This window comes from Pseudoalteromonas umbrosa (genome assembly GCF_030125375.1).
In the GTDB taxonomy this organism is placed as follows: domain Bacteria; phylum Pseudomonadota; class Gammaproteobacteria; order Enterobacterales; family Alteromonadaceae; genus Pseudoalteromonas; species Pseudoalteromonas umbrosa.
This window is the reverse complement of sequence record NZ_JASJUU010000003.1, coordinates 772,492-791,426: the sequence shown is the minus strand read 5'-3', so window position 1 is coordinate 791,426 and position 18,935 is coordinate 772,492. Positions and strand designations below refer to the sequence as shown.

Genomic DNA, 18,935 nt, shown 5'->3' with positions numbered 1-18,935 from the left:
ATTATATCTTGTTAATTTGTAAAGCAGTTTTTTCCTAACAACCAAACAACCCAACAAATATCATTTCCGAAAAAAAGTAGCGACCAGCAATAAATTGGTCGCTATAGTTACCGCTTAACTTTGGTGACAACTGGGAATTTAGTTTGTTAATTTTTTTAACGCGCTTTCTAATGATGTAGTCAATTCATCATTAACCAGTGTATTTTTTTCCAAATCAAAGTTGTCAAAAAAGCTTGGAATAGACAAGTGTGCTTTTACATCCGCTGCAAAGTATGGGGCTGAATTTACAGCGGTATTCAAAACACTTTGTGCACCACCGGGGCCAGGAGAGGTCGCTAACAATAGCATAGGTGTGTTTTGATATACCTTCATATCGATGCGAGATACCCAGTCGAAGATATTTTTATACGCAGCCGTATATGAACCATTATGCTCAGCAAATGAAATGACAATTGCATCTGCACCACCTACCTTATCGTAAAAGCGCTGAGCCTGCTCTGGGATCCCGTGCTCTTTTTCACGGTCAATGCTATAAATCGGCATTTCAAAATCATTTAAATCTAAAATTTCTACTTCAGCTTGCTCAATGCGAGACGTGGCATATTTCACTAATGCGTTATTGATTGACTGACGACTGTTACTTGCTGCAAATGCTAATACTTTCATGATGCACTCCAAAATAGTTGCTTTATTTATCGTGATTAATGGCTCAACTTGATGACAAACAGTGTAGATTAAGTTCTAATAAACATTAATAGGGCAAATGAAAAGTTACTATTTCCATATGAATCATAATCTATTTGAAGGGGTCGAGGTATTTGTCAAAGTGGTGCAATGCAATAGCTTTGTAGAAGCTGCACATCAACTCGGGCATTCCCCATCTCATATCAGTAAAATCATTAATCGATTAGAAGCTCGACTTGGCATGCGACTCTTAAATAGAACAACGCGTACACTGGCGTTAACACCAGATGGTGAAGTCTATTTTCAGCATTGTGTACAACTGATTTCAGATGCAGAACAAACACTACAATTACTGACCAACGAAGAAAACAAACCAAAAGGCGTGCTAAAAATTAGTTGCCCGGTGGCGTTTAGTTTAGATTATGTCCGACCTGTCGCGGCTGAGTATTTAAAAAAATACCCAAATGTCACCATTGAGTGGGATATTAACGATCGCGCAGTTGATATCGTAGGCGATGGCTTTGACTTGGCACTTAGAGCTACAACACGTCTGGAGGAGTCCAGCTTGATCTGTAAACGGATCTATCAGTGCAGAACACTCGTCGTTGCAAGCCCAAATTACATTGAACAATTTGGCAGGCCACATCATCCGAGAGAACTAGGTAAGCATCACTGTATTTGCTACAGCAACCTAAAAACCCCAGATCGCTGGGAGTTTACTGAACAGTCAGGAAAATCATTCATCGTCGACGTACGCAAACGCGTTAATTGTAACAACGGTAAAATGCAAGCCGCGCTCGCCATAGATGGGATTGGTATCACCAGATTACCTGAGTTTTACTTAGAAGACGCATTAAAGACCAAGCAATTAGAAATACTATTTGAGTGCTATGAACAAAAGCCAGTTGAAGTATATGTAATGTACCCAAGTAGAAAACATTTGTCCCCTAAGGTACGCTATTTTATTGACATGCTGGCACAGCAATTATCGCCTTAACAATCACACACTAATTGGATATTGCACCATAGCGCTGGTAAATCATCTCAATTTCTTTATTGTGTAGCATGAATGAGAGCGCTTTATCCAACTCCATTTGTAATTGTGTTAAATGGGGTTGTAATCGCATATGCACAGGCAACTTACTGATTTCATATAGCGCTTTAAACTCTGCATACTCTGAGCTGTGTTTTTGATAATACGCTGCTGTAGCATCACCTATCATCACACAGTCAATGCGTTTATGTGCAAGCTGAAACAGTAGCTCTTTTTCTGATGTATTGTCGTACACTATAATTTTGTCTTTGCCAAAGTGTGCTTCAAATGCGCCATACCTATAACCACGCACACGCCCAAATACCTTGCCATAAAACGCCGTTGGATTTTCAACTACAAGGCCATCTTCCCTACCCAATACAACCTCACGAGAATGCGCGTAGGAACGAGAATAGATTGCAGGTTTAACCCCTTCAACTCTCCAGCTTGGGTTCACACCAGGCTCAATATCAATCTTACCCAAATCAAACTGCTTTTGCCCACGGGCAACCGACCAAGGTACCAGCTCAAAAGTATGTCCTGTTAACGTACTTAACCGCGCAAAAATATCACTAAAAATACCGGACTGCTGACCATTTACAATAAAGTTATACGGCGGGTTTGCCCCATGATAAACCAAAACAGTGTAGTGCTCAGCAGCACCGCTTGAGCTAAATAACAATGCAAAAAGATAAAGCAAGTAACGCATGAACTAGCCAAATTAACCTGTTACCTTTCAACTTAGCACAAATTTTACACACATTATGAATTTGCACCTTTTTTAGGCAAAAAAGTGCTGTTTCTTGTCTTATTGGTAACACCGTTAGTTTTAACACTAAATACAAAGAAACAATATTTCAATTTTAAAAACAAAATGGCTAAATAATACCCATAAATTTCATTTTATAAATTTTTTCTTCATTTTTTTGACTTTAATCATAAATATTATATTCATTTATTCGTTTAATAATTATGTACGAACGCAAGGTCTCTCACTTTGTAGTTTACGTTGTGAAGGAAACAACACGACAACAACTCCGTACATGAAATTTATTACGAGCCAATTAGGCTCTTTATTCTCAAGAAAAGGAAAAAACTATGAAAACTGGCGTATTATTCTCACTAATTGCCGTTGCTGCCGCTACTAATGTTTCAGCTGAAGAGCTGCCTACTGATGCTGGCTATGCAAGTGTTCAAGAAGTGCTTGAATATGGTCGTAAGTATCAAGCTATCAGAACACAGCTTAAAGATGCAGGGTATCGCTTCCACAACTGTCACACTCAAGTAATCAATTACTTCGTGACGCCAATGCAACCTGAATATCTTTATGCACAAACTGAATGCACTTACTCGACGCCAAGTGGTGGCAACTACTCTCTACAAACCGACTATGCAAAAGTCACGATTGATGTAAATTACAATCAAGAGTTTGGTTTGTATAGAGAAGGTAATGTGACAGTAAACTATATGACCGTTTACTAATCATAAAAATGCATGGCAACTTTTTATACCGGTTACAGAAGTTGTGATGCTACATAAAATATTGGGGTGCCGTACTGGCACTCCTATAAAGATTTCGTTAATTCATTACAATCTCCCTTGCTTTATTTCACTATTATCTTTCTAAAGATATGCACTAGACGTATAAAAGTATAAAATGCAGCACTTAAGATCACCTTTCTAAGACAATATTTAAAACCTAGAAAGCACCTTGAAGATCATCAATTGTCCATAGATGGGTCGAGGGTAAAAATACATGGAGCTTCAATGTGTAATGGAAAAAATACACGCCTATCGATATTAATTGCGGATGATCACCACTTGGTTAGACAAGGACTCAGATCGCTAATAAACCAATCACAAGATCAGTATCAAATAGACGACGTCGCGACGGGAGAGCAAGCGTGGCAATTTATTTTTGAAAAAGAGCCTGATCTGGCCATTTTAGATATCGCAATGGGTGAACTCAGTGGTCTAATGGTATGCGAACGTGTCAAGCAAAGAAATCTCAATACTCGCATCATTTTTCTCAGCATGCATGAGGACCTCAAAATTGTCGACCGTGCATTTGAAATAGGCGCTGATGCCTACTTGTCGAAAAGTGAGGCATTTGACACACTCAATCAAGCCTTAAAACAAGTCGTAATAGGTAAAACCTTTATCAGTCCAAGTCTTCAGGCTAAGCTGAAGCAATACCAAACCGAAAAGGAACATCACTCTCTAACTAGCCGAGAAAAACAAATTATAAGTTACATTACACTTGGCCATACTAATCGACAAATTGCTGACATACTGTGTATTTCTGTTAAAACAGTTGATAACCATCGAACTAGAGCGATGAAAAAAATCGGGGTTAAAAAAACAGCTGAATTGGTCGCCTATGCCATAAAAGAAAGACTCGAAGTATAAAATTCAACGTCTACGAGTGCAATTAGGGTAAATACCCTATTTATACTTTAAAGGCTAAGTATTATTTTACCCACCTCACGAAATAGACACTAATTAGCGCCACTTAAAGATGGAATTTTAAGTTTGTTAAAAACTTAATCGATTCTGCTCATGATTAAGAAGTGCTTAATTCACTGCAGATAAAATGGACAATCTGATGGAAAAAATTATCGCTATACTTTTGTTTTTTATTGCATGTAATGTCAATGCTAATCATCGCGATGTTTATATTTCGATTCCCACTGAAAAAATTAAAAAAAATAGTGAGTTTTATGTCGATCTTATGGCACACAACTTACCTGCAGTATATGGCGCACATTTAACGCTAAAATACGACCCAACACAATTAACCGTACTGCCTGCAACCTCCAGCTCCGAAATGCCGCATTTAGAGCATGGTAACCTGTTTAAACAAAACGAATTGCTGGTAATAGACAACAGGGCTAATACACTTTCAGGCGTGATCAACTACACCGTGAGTCAAGCAATTCCTGCTCGAAACCTTTCGAATACCAACAGAGTTGCACGTGTGTTTTTTAAGAACCATGGCAATACTTCTAAGACATACATCAAACTTGAAGAGGCTTACTTCAACGAGCAAAGCGGCAGTAAAATCTATTATTCCGCAACTCCCCCCTTAGAGCTGCAATTTGCGAACTCATTTCATACACAAAAGCAGCCAAAAGCTGATTTTTCACTCCCTCGTTATTTAATGCTTGTAGGTCTAGTCATACTATTTGGTATCATCACTTTAATCACTCGCAAAACCGTATTTAAACAACCATCCTGGTTAACTCGGGCCTCACTTTATTAAGCCCTTTCAAAATTCAAAGCGCCTGTTAATGCCTAATGATGGCGCTTTTCAGACTCGGGAATACAAGTAGATATGCCGCTTCAGCACATGCATGTACTACCTGCTCGCAGTACATTAGGGCTTGAGCTAACTTATCGCCCCATAATGAAGTAAAAGCAAATATGTACTCTCTTTGTTGTAGTACACCTGTATTCTCAAGTATCTTTTTTCTGTTTAGAAATCCTAAAGGGCACACAACTGTGCCCTTTTTCATTAAATAATTAACAATTTACTGTTCATATACATGGATAAAACCATCTAGATCTGGCACTAATACCTTACCAGACCCTACAGCTGGTGACGCATATACACCACCGTGTACGAAACCGGAAATCATATTTGGCTGATAATGCCAAACCGTCTCTCCTATCTCTTTATCTACAGCCATAAACCCGCGTTGAGTAATATACCAACCAGGCTCATCATGGCCTGTAGAACCAATATAAACATGTTTATCATCGATGATAGGCTTTCCCCAACTCCAACCAGGCGTTGCTACCTGCCAAACAATATCCCCAGTCTCTGTTTCCATTTTAAACAATAGCTTGGCATCCGAGCTGCCTATATAAAAATAATCATCATCGCTATCAGCAACTGCACTCGACTCAACCCAAGAGCCGCCTGGTAGTGCCTTTTTCCATAATACTTGGCCGGTATGAGGCTCTAGTCCATACAAATTTGTGTCTCTAGATCCGATAACAACAACATCATCAATCACCGCGGGACTCGAAGGAATCGCACCTTGTGTTTGATACTGCCATGCCAGTTCACCAGTATTTTTATTAAGCGCATAGACATGCCCATCCCAGCTGGCAACAAATACCTTGCCTTGATATAGGCTGGCAGTCGCACGGATCATGCCGTGTGTTTTAAACTGCCACTTAACGTCACCTGTTCGTTTAGAAACCGCGTATAAATGACCATCAGCACTACCGACATAAACATAGCGGTTGTCTGCAATTGGGCTCGACTTCGTATAATCAAATTCCCAAGGCGCATGATTCGCAGGTAAAACTCTATGATGGCCACCATCATTTAAACTCACTTTCCAAAGTAATTTACCACTCCAACGATTTAACGCGTATAAAAACCCATCATCGCTTGAAAAAAATACTCGATGATTATCAACAAAGGGTTTTGAACGCACCTTACCTTGTGTTTCATGTGTCCATCGCAATTTTACTCGATCGATATCAAGTGCATACAATTTGCCATTATCACTCCCAAAATAAGCGAGGTGATTTTTAAGAGAAATACTTCCCCAATTTTCACTGCCAGTTTGGTAGCTGTACAGATAATCGCCACTCTTAGCAAATGAAGACACACTAATGAAAGCTGATAATAAACTTACACATAATCTAGTTGTCACTTTTTTTATTGTCATTGCTTGCTCCTTTTTTAAATTTCGAAGTGACACTAAATGACATAAAAAAATAAGTCCTGAATTTCCACTAAAACTTTCTTAGCAAATATTAAATATCTGATGTATAAGCTTTTAAAATATGATTTTGCACAAGCTTAGAGAATGCTTTATCTTGCTTTAAAGGTAAAAAATGAGGATCAGCTGCTATCCATAAGAATGAATATTGCCCTGCTCGACGTGATTGCTCCAAATAATGCAGTGCTAATTGCGTATCGCCTATCGCGGTTGCATATCTTGCTTGAGACATAGGCGCATCATAGTGCCCCACATCCGCTCTTCGTGTATCTTGGTACAACAACCATCGATAAACTCCTTCCATTCCATGTGACGCAAACTGCTGTTCAATCATTGTGATTTCAGACTCTGTATAGCCTTCGTATCTCATGACCCAAATTAACTCTTTTAATGCCAAATCAAAACGACCTAACTGCTCATAGATGGCTCTTAAACAAACATGGTAGAACCTGTTGCTCTGGGAGTATGGGCGCAGCCTATCAAGTGCTTCAAATGCTTCATCAAACTGTTGGCTCATCATATATACCCATGCCACGCTCTCACTCGAGTAACCATCTGGTTCCATTGTCTGATATGTACGAATGTGATGCATGGCCTCATCAATTCTCCCCAAAGCAAGTAGATATTGCCCATACATGTGATGCGCCTCGCTATTGGGTAAGGCATTTAAAAAGTATGTTTCAGCATCTTGAATATTCATTTCCCCCATAAACATGAGCTTTGCATATAGCAAATTAGCTTCTTTGTGCTCAGGGTAATCAGATAAAATGCGCTCTAGAATAGTTTTAATGTACTGCTTATCCTCTGAATAACTTGCACTTTTAGGGTTAAGCCGTGAAAAGTATGCTTTTGCCAGCCAATATATAGGCTCTGATAACTCCGGCTCTTCAATAGAGATTGATTTCAATAAGCTGATCGCTCTATCGAGCTGTTCAGGATGATTATTAACAATAAAACGAGCGTGATTAAACGACTCAGTTAAATGTTCTGGGATCACTTGTTTGATAGGTGTTCTTGGCATTTGCCAAAACACTACAAAAGAAATTGCAACCAAACAAAGTGCGGCTTTTAACAAAAAGCTATCCAAAGAAGAGGGCAGCGCATCACACAATGGCGGACCAACCCAACGATAACCTACACCCGTAATGGTTTTTATATATTTAGGTGACTTTGCATCATCACCTAATAACCTGCGCAATCCATTAATCGTCACATATATCGCATCTTCACTAACAACACGTTGCCCCCATACTTCAGATAAAATTTGTGACTTGCTGACATCTTGATGCTTAAATTTTAATAGTAAAACTAACAGCGCATATTGCTTAGGATCCAACTCCACTACTTTTGTGCCATTTTGTAAGCTCAACTGCCGATGATTTATAACCCATTGTCCTTTATTGGCGGTCTTCAGCATAATTCCTACCTAAGAATAAAAATCTATAGTTATCTAATTTGAAAATAATATTTGGGTAAAATATCGCCATTAGCATAATGGACTTGACGTGTGTTGTTAAGGTTTTGTTTACAAAAATTACAAAGGTAATAATTTTGCAATATAAAGGGCTGAGAAAACCTCACCCCTCATCAGGTAAAATTAATAATAACTGGTACTTAATGTGCCTTGCTGAAGATCTTGGTTTATTTTCCAATCATCAAAGAGCATCGTTGAACCACCAGAATTTGAACAGCGAATAGCGTATGTCATGGAAGAGCTATACGCATCATAAAGCACTTTACCAGTTTGATTAAACACATCGCTATGGAGATTATTTATGTGCATCTGGCCATTAAATAAACCTGGTACATCACTATTGCCAAACTCAACAACATGACACTCACCGTCAGGTGCATGTGTATTTACTGACAATTGCGCTGTCAAAGTAACAGACTGAAAATACCCCGGATATCTACTACCTGCATCAGTCCAGTTATCAAGCTGCAAAGACCTGTCGTAATTAATTGTCGGTGCAGCAGGCACTTTGTGATGTACTAAATAGCTACGTTCATCGTCATGACAAGTCAGTTTAATCACTTTAGCTACAGTTTCGTTACCATGTTCAACAGCACCAAAAACCACCCGGTTATCTGCAACAGTTAACGGCGCAATAACCGCTCCACTGAGTTCATTATATAGCGCAGCAGCATTACATGAGGCATGTGCAGCAGTATCAAAAAATGCGGTAAAATAATGCGAAGAAGTCGTCTGCACCATCACGCTTTTAACCGGACCATAAGGGTATTGGGTCGTTTTACCAGCATTACTGTCCGCATCATAAATGGTCTCAAACGCATAGGTATTACCCGTCATCAAAATACCTACCGCTAGGGCGTGAATTACTTTCATTTTAGTCTCCTTTGAAAACAGCCATCTAATAAGTCTATTATTTTTACTAATTATTGTAAGCACAAAAATAGCAACCCGCGCTGGGGGAACACGATGTTCAATCACTACAAATTTACATGATTTACTTTGTAAGCTCAGCTCGACGAAAAAGTCGATATAGGTACACACTGCCACTTTGTGAGATTCAATAATGACCGCAAAAAACAATAAGTCAAATGTTTTTACTTATAAGGGACTTCTAAATCTTAGCTATTACTAATCCACAAAAAAATCATTAATTATTGATATATATAGATATATTTTTAATTTTTTTAATGCTCAGCAAACCAAAAAAATAACATACAAAATAAATTGAGTTACGCTTTGTATTCTCCCCCTAAACATCTAGCTCGTATTGCCAAGAGCCACTTCATAATTTTACTTTAGATTCATAAAACGCTTGATGACGCGATTGTTCCAAAGTAATGACATTTACAACAGACAACAGGGGTATTTGAAAGGCATTTGAAAGTTCATATATTGTGATACCAAAATGCTTTATCTCAACGTAAAGCCCTATAACTCCACACATAACAGATTGTCAGCAGAGTTTATAATCAAAACAAGAAGTTATGTGATTCGAAAAGTACATTCATTAAAACTCAAAGTATGAACATGATAAAAAGTTGAATAAGGTATTACCTTCGCTTGTTAAATTGCGCCCTAGATGAAAGGTGTACGGGTTGTTTAATTGACTTAGTAATTCAAGCAAATCAACTAAGCAGCCTTTAATTTCTGGAAGCTGAGTGAAAGTCGCACAAATCAAATTTCCATGGCCGCCGCCGACATCTAACACAGTATTCAATTTGCCAAAGTCATAACTATTGGCAATTATAGGTGCAATTTTCGCACTTAAATTGGACATTTCGCGATTAAAGATGCTCGCTTTGTTTGGGTTTGCCTGCAGATAGTCAACAGTGGGTTTAAGTGTTGAGCGGAAAAATAAATAGCAAGGCGATAAACTATACAAATAATTACGACATATTCATTAAAAAAGCCGAAGTGATTGTAAAACAAAACGCGTTTCCCCAATAACTGTATAGGCGTTGAGTATCGTCTACAAGAAAAACGTTTTAGGTAATGATAACTTGGAAATCTGATACTAGCATTAGCAATGTAATGAAGGGGGATGAGCGTAAAAGTAAACAACACCTGATCCATAGCGGGTAATAGCGATGTTCTAAAGATTCAAATGAGTATATGACACATTATCTGCTTAATATTTAATATAGGGCAAATAATATGTCATGCAAATAACCCATGTGCCAGCATATTTAAGTTAAATATGAAACGATCAAACTACTGTTCTGGTTCTTTAACAAATTTGGGAGCACTTTCAATACGTGCAAACCAGCTAACGATATGAGGAAAATCACTTAAATTCACACCGGCTTTTACAGCAAGTTTTGGGTAAGTATACAAGGCTATGTCGGCAATGCTTGGTTTAGCACCCAATAAGTAGTCACGATCACTTAAGTGTTTATCCAAATAGACAAAAAAGCTGATTGTTTTATCGTAAGTTTGCTCAAGATCACCGGGTTTACCAATGACCTTAATACCACGATATAAATTAGGGCCGTTGAGCACTTCACCTGCAGACATGGATAAGAACTTTTGAACTTCTGCTCGCAGTAATGCATCCTCTGGATACCATGTATTATTCGTATCATACTTTTGAGCAAGGTACACTAATATCGCATTCGAGTCACAGATCACAGCATCGCCATCAACCAAAACTGGCACTTGTCCAAGAGGATTTAGCGCCACAAAACTCTCTCTTTTGTGCTCCTTCATGTGTGGGTCTAGCAATTTGAGTTCATATTTAAGCCCTAAAATAGATAAAAAGTGTCTGATCTTGTGGCCATTACCTGACAAAGAAAAACTATAAAGCGTTATACCTGACATAAGTATCCTTTTACCTGTTAGTTAGTCTATATTGAATGCCATTGATGCATTCAATAATCAGGTTTAGTTTTCCATAGACTTGCAAATGAGTAAATTAAGTATTTTTGAAGATTTCAGCCACGCCTAATCACTATTTCGCTGTGCTGGTATGTCACTGAGATACTCAACAAACTCAACCTCAAACCCATCGGGGTCAATAAAGTACACATTTTTTCGATGCGGATGGACCGGACCTATCTTATCAACCTCAAAGCCAGCTTGCTCAAGACGCTTTACTACTCCATCTATACTGTTCACGACATAAGCGAAATGACCTAAACCAACTTGGTGTTCCGTCAATACTCGGTTTTGCCCTTCACCATGGTCACTAAAGGCAAGATAGTGGAAATCATCCCCAAAATGCAACCATGTTCGTGGTTTGCCAAACCACTCCCCTTCTCCTTTACTTCTGACTTTCCAGTGTGGAAAAGCCGCGCGATAAAAAGCTAATGCAGAGTCGATATTGTTAACAACTAAATTGACATGTTCTAAATACATATGCGCCCCCTATTTGTTTTCCATGGTGTAGTTGAACGTGGCTTTTTTATCTGAAGTTAATTGTTCTATATAAAGTTTAATAACGTTTTTCATGGTCTTCCCTCCGTAAGTTGAGTGGCACTTTAAAATCTCAACTTAACTTGAGGTAAAGACTTATTTTGATATTTTTTTACTGTGAAGATAAGCGCGCCGAAAACACAGCCTGAATAAACTCAACGAACGCGCCAACTTTAGGAATATGCAGGCGGTTTTTAGGATATAGCGCGTAAACATCAACCGCTGGTAACTCCCAGTGAGGCAGGATAGGTTCAAGTTGCGCTTTTTCAGGACTGTGCGAACACATATAGTCAGGTAATATGGCAATGCCTATCCCATCGACCACCATTTGCTTAAGTACAATGTAATCATCCACCCGCATTCTCGGAGAGATTGTGACATCGCATTGTTGTTTGTCATTAACCAAGCTGATGACCTCTGACTTTTGAATGCTGCTCATCAACAGTACATCCAAACTAGCTAGCTCTTCTGGTTTACTGATAGCACCATACTGCTCAACAAACTTTCGACTCGCGTAAAACCTTCTTGAAACACGTCCTAAACGCTTAGCAACCAAGCGTGAATCTGCTAATTCACCTATTCTGATCACCAAATCAAACCCTTCTTCAATCACATCGACTCTGCGATTTAACAGGCTCAATTGCAAGTTAACCTGCTTGTGCTGGTGCATAAACTCGCTCAATACAGGTTTTAATATTTCATGTCCCATGCCAACAGACATACCCACTTTGAGCTCACCAGCCACCTCATTCAGTGCTTTTGCAACACTGGCGTTTGCCAACTCAATATGCGCTTTGATCTGCTTGCAGTGTTCAAGGTAACTACGCCCCGCTTCCGTTAAATGCTGAGTCCGTGTTGTGCGCTCAAGCAAGGTGATACCCAAGCTGGCTTCCAATTGTGCAACCTTTCTACTCAAATTGGCTTTTGGCATATTTAGCCGCTCTGCTGCCACAGTAAAACTGCCTGCGTCCACCACAGCCAAAAACAGTAGCATGGCATTCACATCTGTTTTTTCCATCGCCTCACCCATTGTTGTTATATATGGAAAAGTAATTCTATTTTATAGGCATATATAAAACAACCGCCTACTCGTACACTTTACTCATCACTTCGAAACAAGATAAAAAAATAGGAAATGACCATGAATATTCTTTCAAGAGACACTTTAGAACTAGGCGGTTTTGCAGGTATTACAGAGCACAGATTAGTCACAGATAGCCGCGTTTTTGCAGGACGTAAAAAACCAGAAACGTTCGAAGGGCTAGGCAGCATGGTGTACTTAGCAGATGCACGCTACTTACCAAACGGCCAGTCAGGTATGCACCCACATAGCGAAATTGACGTCATTTCAATTGTTTTAGAAGGCCGAGTAAGCCACGAAGGGTCATTAGAACATGGTAAAGACTTAAGTGCAGGCGATGTGCAAGTGCAAAGAGCTGGCGGAGAAGGCTTTAGCCACAATGAGATTAACCCCGATGACAAACCAAACCGCATGTTACAAGTGTGGGCACTGCCAGAAGTTGCAGGCCAACCAGCCCAGTACAAGTCATATACACCTAAAGGCAATGGCGTCACACGCATTTATGGCGGCAGCGACAGTCAAACAGAGACTTTTGCCAGCGCAACCACTATGGACATTGCACATTTAGCTAAAACAGAAAGTCTAAATTTAGAGAAAACCGCTTTAGTTTATGTGATTTCTGGTCAGGCACAGGTAGAGCAGCAAAGTCAATTTACACAAGTTAAAGAAGGGGATCTGATAGAAGCTAGCAACCTAGTAATAACAGCCTCTGAGCAGTTACATTTACTTATTGTGTCACATTAATGTGGCACTGGAATTGGAGCACATACACAATGCAAACTAAAGCCCCCAATACACACATAATGATGTTGATAAACTATCTTGCGTTGTTTCCCTTGGTGTATTTTATTCCCGAGTGGTTAGCATCCATGACAGGCAGCAACAAGCTCGTTCATACCGCACTGGTACTCGCGATTATCGTACCAATCATCTCTTATTTTGTAATGCCATTGGCCGTAAAAGCCCTAATGAGAAAATGATGAACAGATAGACGGCCACCAATAACGGTGGCTTGGCATGATGAGTGCCGTATAGGTGATTAAATGCAGCATATAACATTAAAATCCTTTTAGTTTGCGCATTAACTCAAAGCCCAGTTCGGTGACTTTTTGCCCTTTTAGTTTATGCATACCTGAGATGTTAGACAAAATGATATACCCAGCGCGATTCTCTACATCCATGATCATCACAGAGCTATAACCACCTGTACCACCATCATGAAAATATACTGTGTCTGATTGCTTATCTCCCTGAAAAACATACCAGCCCAAACCCATTTGGATATGCCCTTGTTTAAACAAGACTTGGCGCTGTAACCTTGCCCAAGTATGTATGTCGTCGAAGTGTGCTTTCATAAATTGCCCGAGATCTTGCACAGTCGACAGCATGGCTCCTGCACCTTGCAACACTCCTAAATCCCAGTTTTCGGTCGGATCGCCCCGCTTATTTAAGCCCATCACTAACTCGCCATGTACATCGCGCCAATTGCAAAAGCTGCGCGACATATTGAGCGGTTCAAAGAGGCGCTTTTGCAGTAACTGTGTAAAGTTCATGCCCTCTATTTTAGCTAAAACATAGCCGAGCAACCCCACACCTAAATTTGAATAATTATGTTTTTTTGCACGATTGATTTTTATATCATTGGCCAAGTGTGCTAATAGATCGGCTTCTAAATAAGCTTGATAAGGGTTGTTTTTTCTTTTAAATAGCGCTTGCCACAATAGTCCAGGTGGCAATCTAGGCAAGCCGGATGTATGTGTTGCTAATGACTTAAACGTGATCTGTTCATTATTAGCAATAGTCAGGTCAAGATAAGAGGTAATAGGAGAGGTTAAGGCCAACTTTTCTTCAAACACCATCTGTGCAAGCACGGCGTTGGTAAACAACTTGGTTAACGAGCCAATCTCAAACACAGAAGCACGATTGTCAATTTGCTCAACGCCTTTGTTGCCATGCCTTGCACCATAATACTGGCACTGGCCTGCCTCGAACTTAGCCACCGCCAGCTCTGTGTTGGGCGAAAAAGCCTTGGTGACTTTATGAATTGACTGTATTTCGTGATCTGCAAATTGCATAGCTGCCCCTTTACTTCTGTCTTGTATTTATTGGAGCACAAGCACGGGGACACTACAAAATGAATAACGTAAGTAAATGTTTATAGTGAAATAGTTTGTAATTTATTGGCACCTCAAAGGATTAAGATGCCAACTGCTCACGATAGCTGCCAGGCGACACACCGTGCCAAGTTGTAAATGCACGAATAAACGAGTTAGACTCTTGATAGCCCAACAAAAACGCCACTTCACTTAAGGATATGTGTGACTTTTGCAAATAGTGCTTAGCTAATTCTGAACGCACATCTTGCAATACACTGTGAAAGCTCGTGTCTTCATCGCTCAATTTACGCTGCAAAGTGCGCTTACTCATGGTCAGCTTTTGCGCCACCATATCTGCTGAGCTTTGCCCAACAGGTAAAGACTCGATCAACACTGCACGAACCCGCTCAACTGTTGTTGCTGTTGCCGTTAAATCAGCCAGCTTTTGATTTAAGCCCCCTTCAAAATAAGACCACATGCTGGCGTTTGCCGTTAAAAAGGGTCGTGCGGCATCTTCCGCTTTGAATACCATAGAGAGCCTGTCACCTTGCTTAAGCTTACAGCCAAAAAACGTCTCATATGCGGCGACATTATTGGGCAACTCGGGCAAGGTTACCGCTAATGGTGAGGCGTGATGGCGCGTTGCCATACGCAGTAACTTGGTAAAAAACACCATTTCTGTGAGCACCAGCACAGCGGGAACGGGACCTTCATAGCCATAACATGACAGACCCATTTCTGTAGTGGTGTCAGTGACATCCAGATCCATTTTCATTGGGCCTATCAGTGGTTTGTAGTGCTGTATACGTGATAACGCGGTATTTAAATCAGGGCTACATAAAACAGCAAACAACAAGGCATCAAACACCTCTACAGATAAATGCTCCGCCACCAATAAAGGCACATCGCGACCATCAGCAGCCTTTTCAATGGCCAACCACCAATCAAAGTACTCTTTTGGCGAGAGCATCACAGGTTCACGGTTGAATACATCTGCTGGTAACTTGGAGTAAGCCACCACAGTCTCAACATCAATGTCCATGTCTTTTAATAAAATTTTACAGTTTGCATGTACTGTAAACTTGCTCGCTATTTTCATATCTTGTTACTTTTCCATTGATTGGCGTGACAACTTCAGCACCATTTTACGTGGCAGTAACGGGGTGATCCAGTTCAGTAAAAACTGCAATTTTCGCTCGTTAAACGCCACCAGTTGACCTTTTTGCATGGCTTTATAACCGCACTCGGCCACTGACTTTGCCGACCTTGCGTTTTTCCACACATCAACCCCTTCCAAATTACCGGCCGCCACAAAACCTGTACTCACCGCCCCCGGGCACAATGCCGTTGCCGTCACGCCAGTACCAGATAACTCTTCAGCCACCGCCTGCGTGTATGAGGTTACATACGCTTTTGATGCATAGTATACCGCTTGCAGTGGGCCCGGTAAAAAAGACACCGTGGATGACACATTTAAAATACGCCCTCGCTGACGCGCCACCATGCCTTTTGAGTATAGATGTGTGAGATCGGTCAATGCGGTGATATTCACTTGCACCATTTGCTGATCTGCCACCATATCACGTTGGTAAAACACGCCATGACCACCAAAGCCAGCGTTATTAATAAGCACATCCACCTCAATATTCAGTGCCGATGTTTTATCAAAAATACGTTGTGCAGCACCCGGCTGAGATAAATCTTCACTGATCACAGTCGTTTTAATACTGTGCTTAACCTCAAGCTCTTTTGCCAAGGCATCCAACTTATCTTGAGAGCGCGCTACCAAGACTAAGTCACCCCCTTGCTGTGCATGCAAGTGTGCTAATTCAAGTCCAATACCGCCCGATGCGCCTGTGATTAATGCTGTATTTGCCATGTGTTTTACCTTTGTTTAAACCCCGTTGATTCAATGTGCTCAGTATAAACATTCAAAACGCGCCACACACTGACAGATCGTGACACTCAACATTCAAAAGGTGACAAGCTGCATCAAAGGATGCCAAAGTGTAAACCCCCATTACAGTTTTGCTGGTTTAATAAATATCGATTGCAGCGAAATACGGATATAGATCCCTGGGCAAGCCCGGGAAGACGGCCAAGGGAGCACTTAAATAAAACCAACACACCAAGAGAACCCTCGTCATCCTGATGAAAATCAGGATCCAGTTTTTAGACTTATGCATATGAGTAGTCGGTTGAGAGAAACTGAATTCGCGGCTCTGATGATTAATACGCACCACTGAGATAAAACCCACACGCCTGTCTCACCCTCCGTCATCCTGATGAACATCAGGATCCAGTTTTTAGACTTATGCATATGAGTAGTCGGTTGGGAGAAACTGAATGCGCAGCCCAACCACGATTAATGCGCACATCTTAGCACCGTCATCCTGATGAATATCAGGATCCAGCTTTTAAGACTTGTGCATGTGAGTAGTCGATTGAGAGAAACTGAATTCGCAGCCCAACCACGATTAATGCGCTTATCTTAATCCCGTCATCCTGATAAAAATCAGGATCCAGTTTTTAGACTTGTGCATGTGAGTAGTCGATTGAGAGAAACTGAATTCGCAGCCCAACCACGATTAATGCACTTATCTTAACCCCGTCATCCTGATGAACATCAGGATCCAGTTTTTAAGACTTGTGCATGTGAGTAGTCGGCTGAGAGAGGCTGAATTCGCAGCCCAACCACGATTAATGCGCTTATCTTAATTCCGTCACTCTGATGAATATCAGGATCCAGTTTTTAGACTTACGCATGTGAGTAGCCGGTTGAGAGAAACTGAATTCGCAGCCCAACCACGATTAATGCACTTATCTTAACCCCGTCATCCTGATGAAAATCAGGATCCAGATTTTAGACTTATGCATATGAGTAGTCGGTCGGGAGATACTGAATGCGTAGCCCAACCACGATTAATGCGCTTATCTTAATCCCCGTCATCCTGATGAAAATCAGGATCCAGATTTGAAGTTTGCCCGTGACATAGCTAACACGGAGCTGAAAACCGCCCATGGAGCTTTGTTACATCGGTCATCCATGACCTTATTCTAAACGACTCCCCCTTTGCACTGCAAAACTTCGTTTCAGTCACTCATCACCTAAGCTGCCTGTTCGGCAGTGAAGTATGAGTAGAATTGCCACTGACTGGGCTTGGCTTTCTAAGCTGCCTGCGTGGCAGTGAAGTGCTTGTCGGCGTCGGTGCATCACTGGCATATTTTCTAAGCTGCCTGCGTGGCAGTGAAGGATACCAGATGGAAGTACTATAGAAATCGAATTTTCTAAGCTGCCTGCGTGGCAGTGAAGTTAACATAGAGGAGGTTAACAAATGGGCAGCATTTCTAAGCTGCCTGCGTGGCAGTGAAGATCAAGCTAAGACAGTTGCTGCTGGCGTCACTTTTCTAAGCTGCCTGCGTGGCAGTGAAGATATAGGGGAAGTGAAATATTTTCGAATTAATTTTCTAAGCTGCCTGCGTGGCAGTGAAGGTTCTCTGTAGCTAAAAGCGTTTTTCGGTACTTTTCTAAGCTGCCTGCGTGGCAGTGAAGATTTGGACTGTGAGATACACTTTTGCTTGAGTGTTTCTAAGCTGCCTGCGTGGCAGTGAAGAATCAGCACGAAATCATAATCAAGCCCCGAGATTTCTAAGCTGCCTGCGTGGCAGTGAAGTTTAGTACTGTTAATTTCTTGGAGACTCCCGATTTCTAAGCTGCCTGCGTGGCAGTGAAGGGCTCGGCTAACAGGTCCGTGTTTTTGACTACTTTCTAAGCTGCCTGCGTGGCAGTGAAGCTAATCCGCTCTCTATTGGGCTTGTATTGGGTTTTCTAAGCTGCCTGCGTGGCAGTGAAGTGTTTGGATCAATCGTCGTGTCGGGAATGTTCTTTCTAAGCTGCCTGCGTGGCAGTGAAGCGGTCAATTAATGCAGGAGAGTGTTTGCTATGTTTCTAAGCTGCCTGCGTGGCAGTGAAGAATCAGCACGAAATCATAATCAAGCCCCGAGATTTCTAAGCTGCCTGCGTGGCAGTGAAGTTTACTTGTGATTGGGGACTAATGAAAGAGGATTTCTAAGCTGCCTGCGTGGCAGTGAAGACTATAACCTAGCATCCCACCGTGCTCCGCTATTTCTAAGCTGCCTGCGTGGCAGTGAAGGAACATCAATAACAATCCCAGTTCGCGAGCGATTTCTAAGCTGCCTGCGTGGCAGTGAAGAGCCAGTCACAAAAATGTCAGTAGCTGAATAATTTCTAAGCTGCCTGCGTGGCAGTGAAGTTCTGCCCAGTCTGTTAATGCTCGTTGCTGTTTTTCTAAGCTGCCTGCGTGGCAGTGAAGAACACTGCGTCCCGCGCTCTACTACGCAAAGGTTTCTAAGCTGCCTGCGTGGCAGTGAAGTTAAACCCGTGTTGTGGTAGTCG

Annotated in this window: 18 protein-coding genes and 1 CRISPR repeat array (1 of these 19 running past the window's edge); of the genes, 6 read left to right on the top strand and 12 right to left on the bottom strand. The window is 41.1% G+C overall.

The features are described from left to right. Positions 1-138 precede the first annotated feature (138 nt). Positions 139-666, bottom strand: a complete 528-nt coding sequence (locus QNM16_RS13355; protein WP_284020952.1) for an NADPH-dependent FMN reductase — start codon at positions 664-666, stop codon at positions 139-141. Between the two features lie 118 nt (positions 667-784). Here QNM16_RS13355 and QNM16_RS13350 point away from each other — a divergent pair, with 118 nt between their 5' ends. Next, positions 785-1,681: a LysR family transcriptional regulator gene (locus QNM16_RS13350; RefSeq protein WP_284020951.1), complete on the top strand. Its 897-nt coding sequence runs from the start codon at positions 785-787 to the stop codon at positions 1,679-1,681. A gap of 10 nt (positions 1,682-1,691) precedes the next feature. Here QNM16_RS13350 and QNM16_RS13345 read toward each other — a convergent pair whose 3' ends face one another. Further along, a complete protein-coding gene (locus QNM16_RS13345) occupies positions 1,692-2,426 on the bottom strand; it encodes a substrate-binding periplasmic protein (RefSeq protein ID WP_284020950.1) in 735 nt (244 codons plus the stop codon). A 389-nt stretch (positions 2,427-2,815) separates the two neighbouring features. Between QNM16_RS13345 and QNM16_RS13340 the strand changes: the two genes are divergently transcribed. The 3 genes from QNM16_RS13340 to QNM16_RS13330 all read left to right on the top strand — a co-directional run bounded on the left by QNM16_RS13340 (position 2,816) and on the right by QNM16_RS13330 (position 4,979). Next, on the top strand, positions 2,816-3,199 hold the full coding sequence (locus tag QNM16_RS13340) for a hypothetical protein (RefSeq protein ID WP_284020949.1): 384 nt from the start codon (positions 2,816-2,818) through the stop codon (positions 3,197-3,199). A gap of 285 nt (positions 3,200-3,484) precedes the next feature. Next, complete coding sequence (locus QNM16_RS13335) at positions 3,485-4,126, top strand: response regulator transcription factor (RefSeq protein WP_284020948.1); 642 nt, start codon at positions 3,485-3,487, stop codon at positions 4,124-4,126. Positions 4,127-4,322: 196 nt separating this feature from the next. Next, on the top strand, positions 4,323-4,979 hold the full coding sequence (locus QNM16_RS13330; protein ID WP_284020947.1) for a cohesin domain-containing protein: 657 nt from the start codon (positions 4,323-4,325) through the stop codon (positions 4,977-4,979). 268 nt (positions 4,980-5,247) lie between these two features. Here QNM16_RS13330 and QNM16_RS13325 read toward each other — a convergent pair whose 3' ends face one another. The 7 genes from QNM16_RS13325 to QNM16_RS13295 all read right to left on the bottom strand — a co-directional run bounded on the left by QNM16_RS13325 (position 5,248) and on the right by QNM16_RS13295 (position 12,359). Continuing rightward, on the bottom strand, positions 5,248-6,402 hold the full coding sequence (locus tag QNM16_RS13325) for an outer membrane protein assembly factor BamB family protein (protein WP_284020946.1): 1,155 nt from the start codon (positions 6,400-6,402) through the stop codon (positions 5,248-5,250). A gap of 88 nt (positions 6,403-6,490) precedes the next feature. Beyond that, on the bottom strand, positions 6,491-7,873 hold the full coding sequence (locus QNM16_RS13320; RefSeq protein ID WP_284020945.1) for a winged helix-turn-helix domain-containing protein: 1,383 nt from the start codon (positions 7,871-7,873) through the stop codon (positions 6,491-6,493). 180 nt (positions 7,874-8,053) lie between these two features. Further along, the gene (locus tag QNM16_RS13315) at positions 8,054-8,803 is read right to left on the bottom strand and encodes a hypothetical protein (RefSeq protein ID WP_284020944.1); all 750 of its coding nucleotides are present in this window, start codon (positions 8,801-8,803) and stop codon (positions 8,054-8,056) included. Between the two features lie 634 nt (positions 8,804-9,437). After that, on the bottom strand, positions 9,438-9,812 hold the full coding sequence (locus tag QNM16_RS13310) for a methyltransferase (RefSeq protein ID WP_284020943.1): 375 nt from the start codon (positions 9,810-9,812) through the stop codon (positions 9,438-9,440). A gap of 329 nt (positions 9,813-10,141) precedes the next feature. Beyond that, on the bottom strand, positions 10,142-10,747 hold the full coding sequence (locus QNM16_RS13305; RefSeq protein ID WP_284020942.1) for a glutathione S-transferase family protein: 606 nt from the start codon (positions 10,745-10,747) through the stop codon (positions 10,142-10,144). A gap of 123 nt (positions 10,748-10,870) precedes the next feature. After that, entirely contained in the window at positions 10,871-11,284 is a 414-nt protein-coding gene (locus QNM16_RS13300; protein ID WP_284020941.1) for a VOC family protein, read from the bottom strand. 169 nt (positions 11,285-11,453) lie between these two features. Beyond that, a complete protein-coding gene (locus QNM16_RS13295) occupies positions 11,454-12,359 on the bottom strand; it encodes a LysR family transcriptional regulator (protein WP_284020940.1) in 906 nt (301 codons plus the stop codon). Positions 12,360-12,482: 123 nt separating this feature from the next. Between QNM16_RS13295 and QNM16_RS13290 the strand changes: the two genes are divergently transcribed. Continuing rightward, positions 12,483-13,166, top strand: coding sequence for a pirin family protein (locus QNM16_RS13290; RefSeq protein ID WP_284020939.1), 684 nt, complete (start codon positions 12,483-12,485; stop codon positions 13,164-13,166). 29 nt (positions 13,167-13,195) lie between these two features. Next, on the top strand, positions 13,196-13,402 hold the full coding sequence (locus tag QNM16_RS13285; RefSeq protein WP_284020938.1) for a putative antibiotic biosynthesis monooxygenase: 207 nt from the start codon (positions 13,196-13,198) through the stop codon (positions 13,400-13,402). A gap of 78 nt (positions 13,403-13,480) precedes the next feature. Here QNM16_RS13285 and QNM16_RS13280 read toward each other — a convergent pair whose 3' ends face one another. From QNM16_RS13280 to QNM16_RS13270, 3 genes are all read right to left on the bottom strand, one after another. Continuing rightward, entirely contained in the window at positions 13,481-14,497 is a 1,017-nt protein-coding gene (locus tag QNM16_RS13280; RefSeq protein WP_284020937.1) for a serine hydrolase domain-containing protein, read from the bottom strand. A gap of 121 nt (positions 14,498-14,618) precedes the next feature. Beyond that, entirely contained in the window at positions 14,619-15,617 is a 999-nt protein-coding gene (locus QNM16_RS13275) for an AraC family transcriptional regulator (RefSeq protein WP_284020936.1), read from the bottom strand. A gap of 6 nt (positions 15,618-15,623) precedes the next feature. Beyond that, positions 15,624-16,397, bottom strand: coding sequence for an SDR family NAD(P)-dependent oxidoreductase (locus tag QNM16_RS13270; protein WP_284020935.1), 774 nt, complete (start codon positions 16,395-16,397; stop codon positions 15,624-15,626). A 1,286-nt stretch (positions 16,398-17,683) separates the two neighbouring features. Next, a CRISPR array of direct repeats spans positions 17,684-18,935; the repeat unit is 28 nt; unit sequence TTTCTAAGCTGCCTGCGTGGCAGTGAAG (it continues 1,060 nt past the right edge of the window).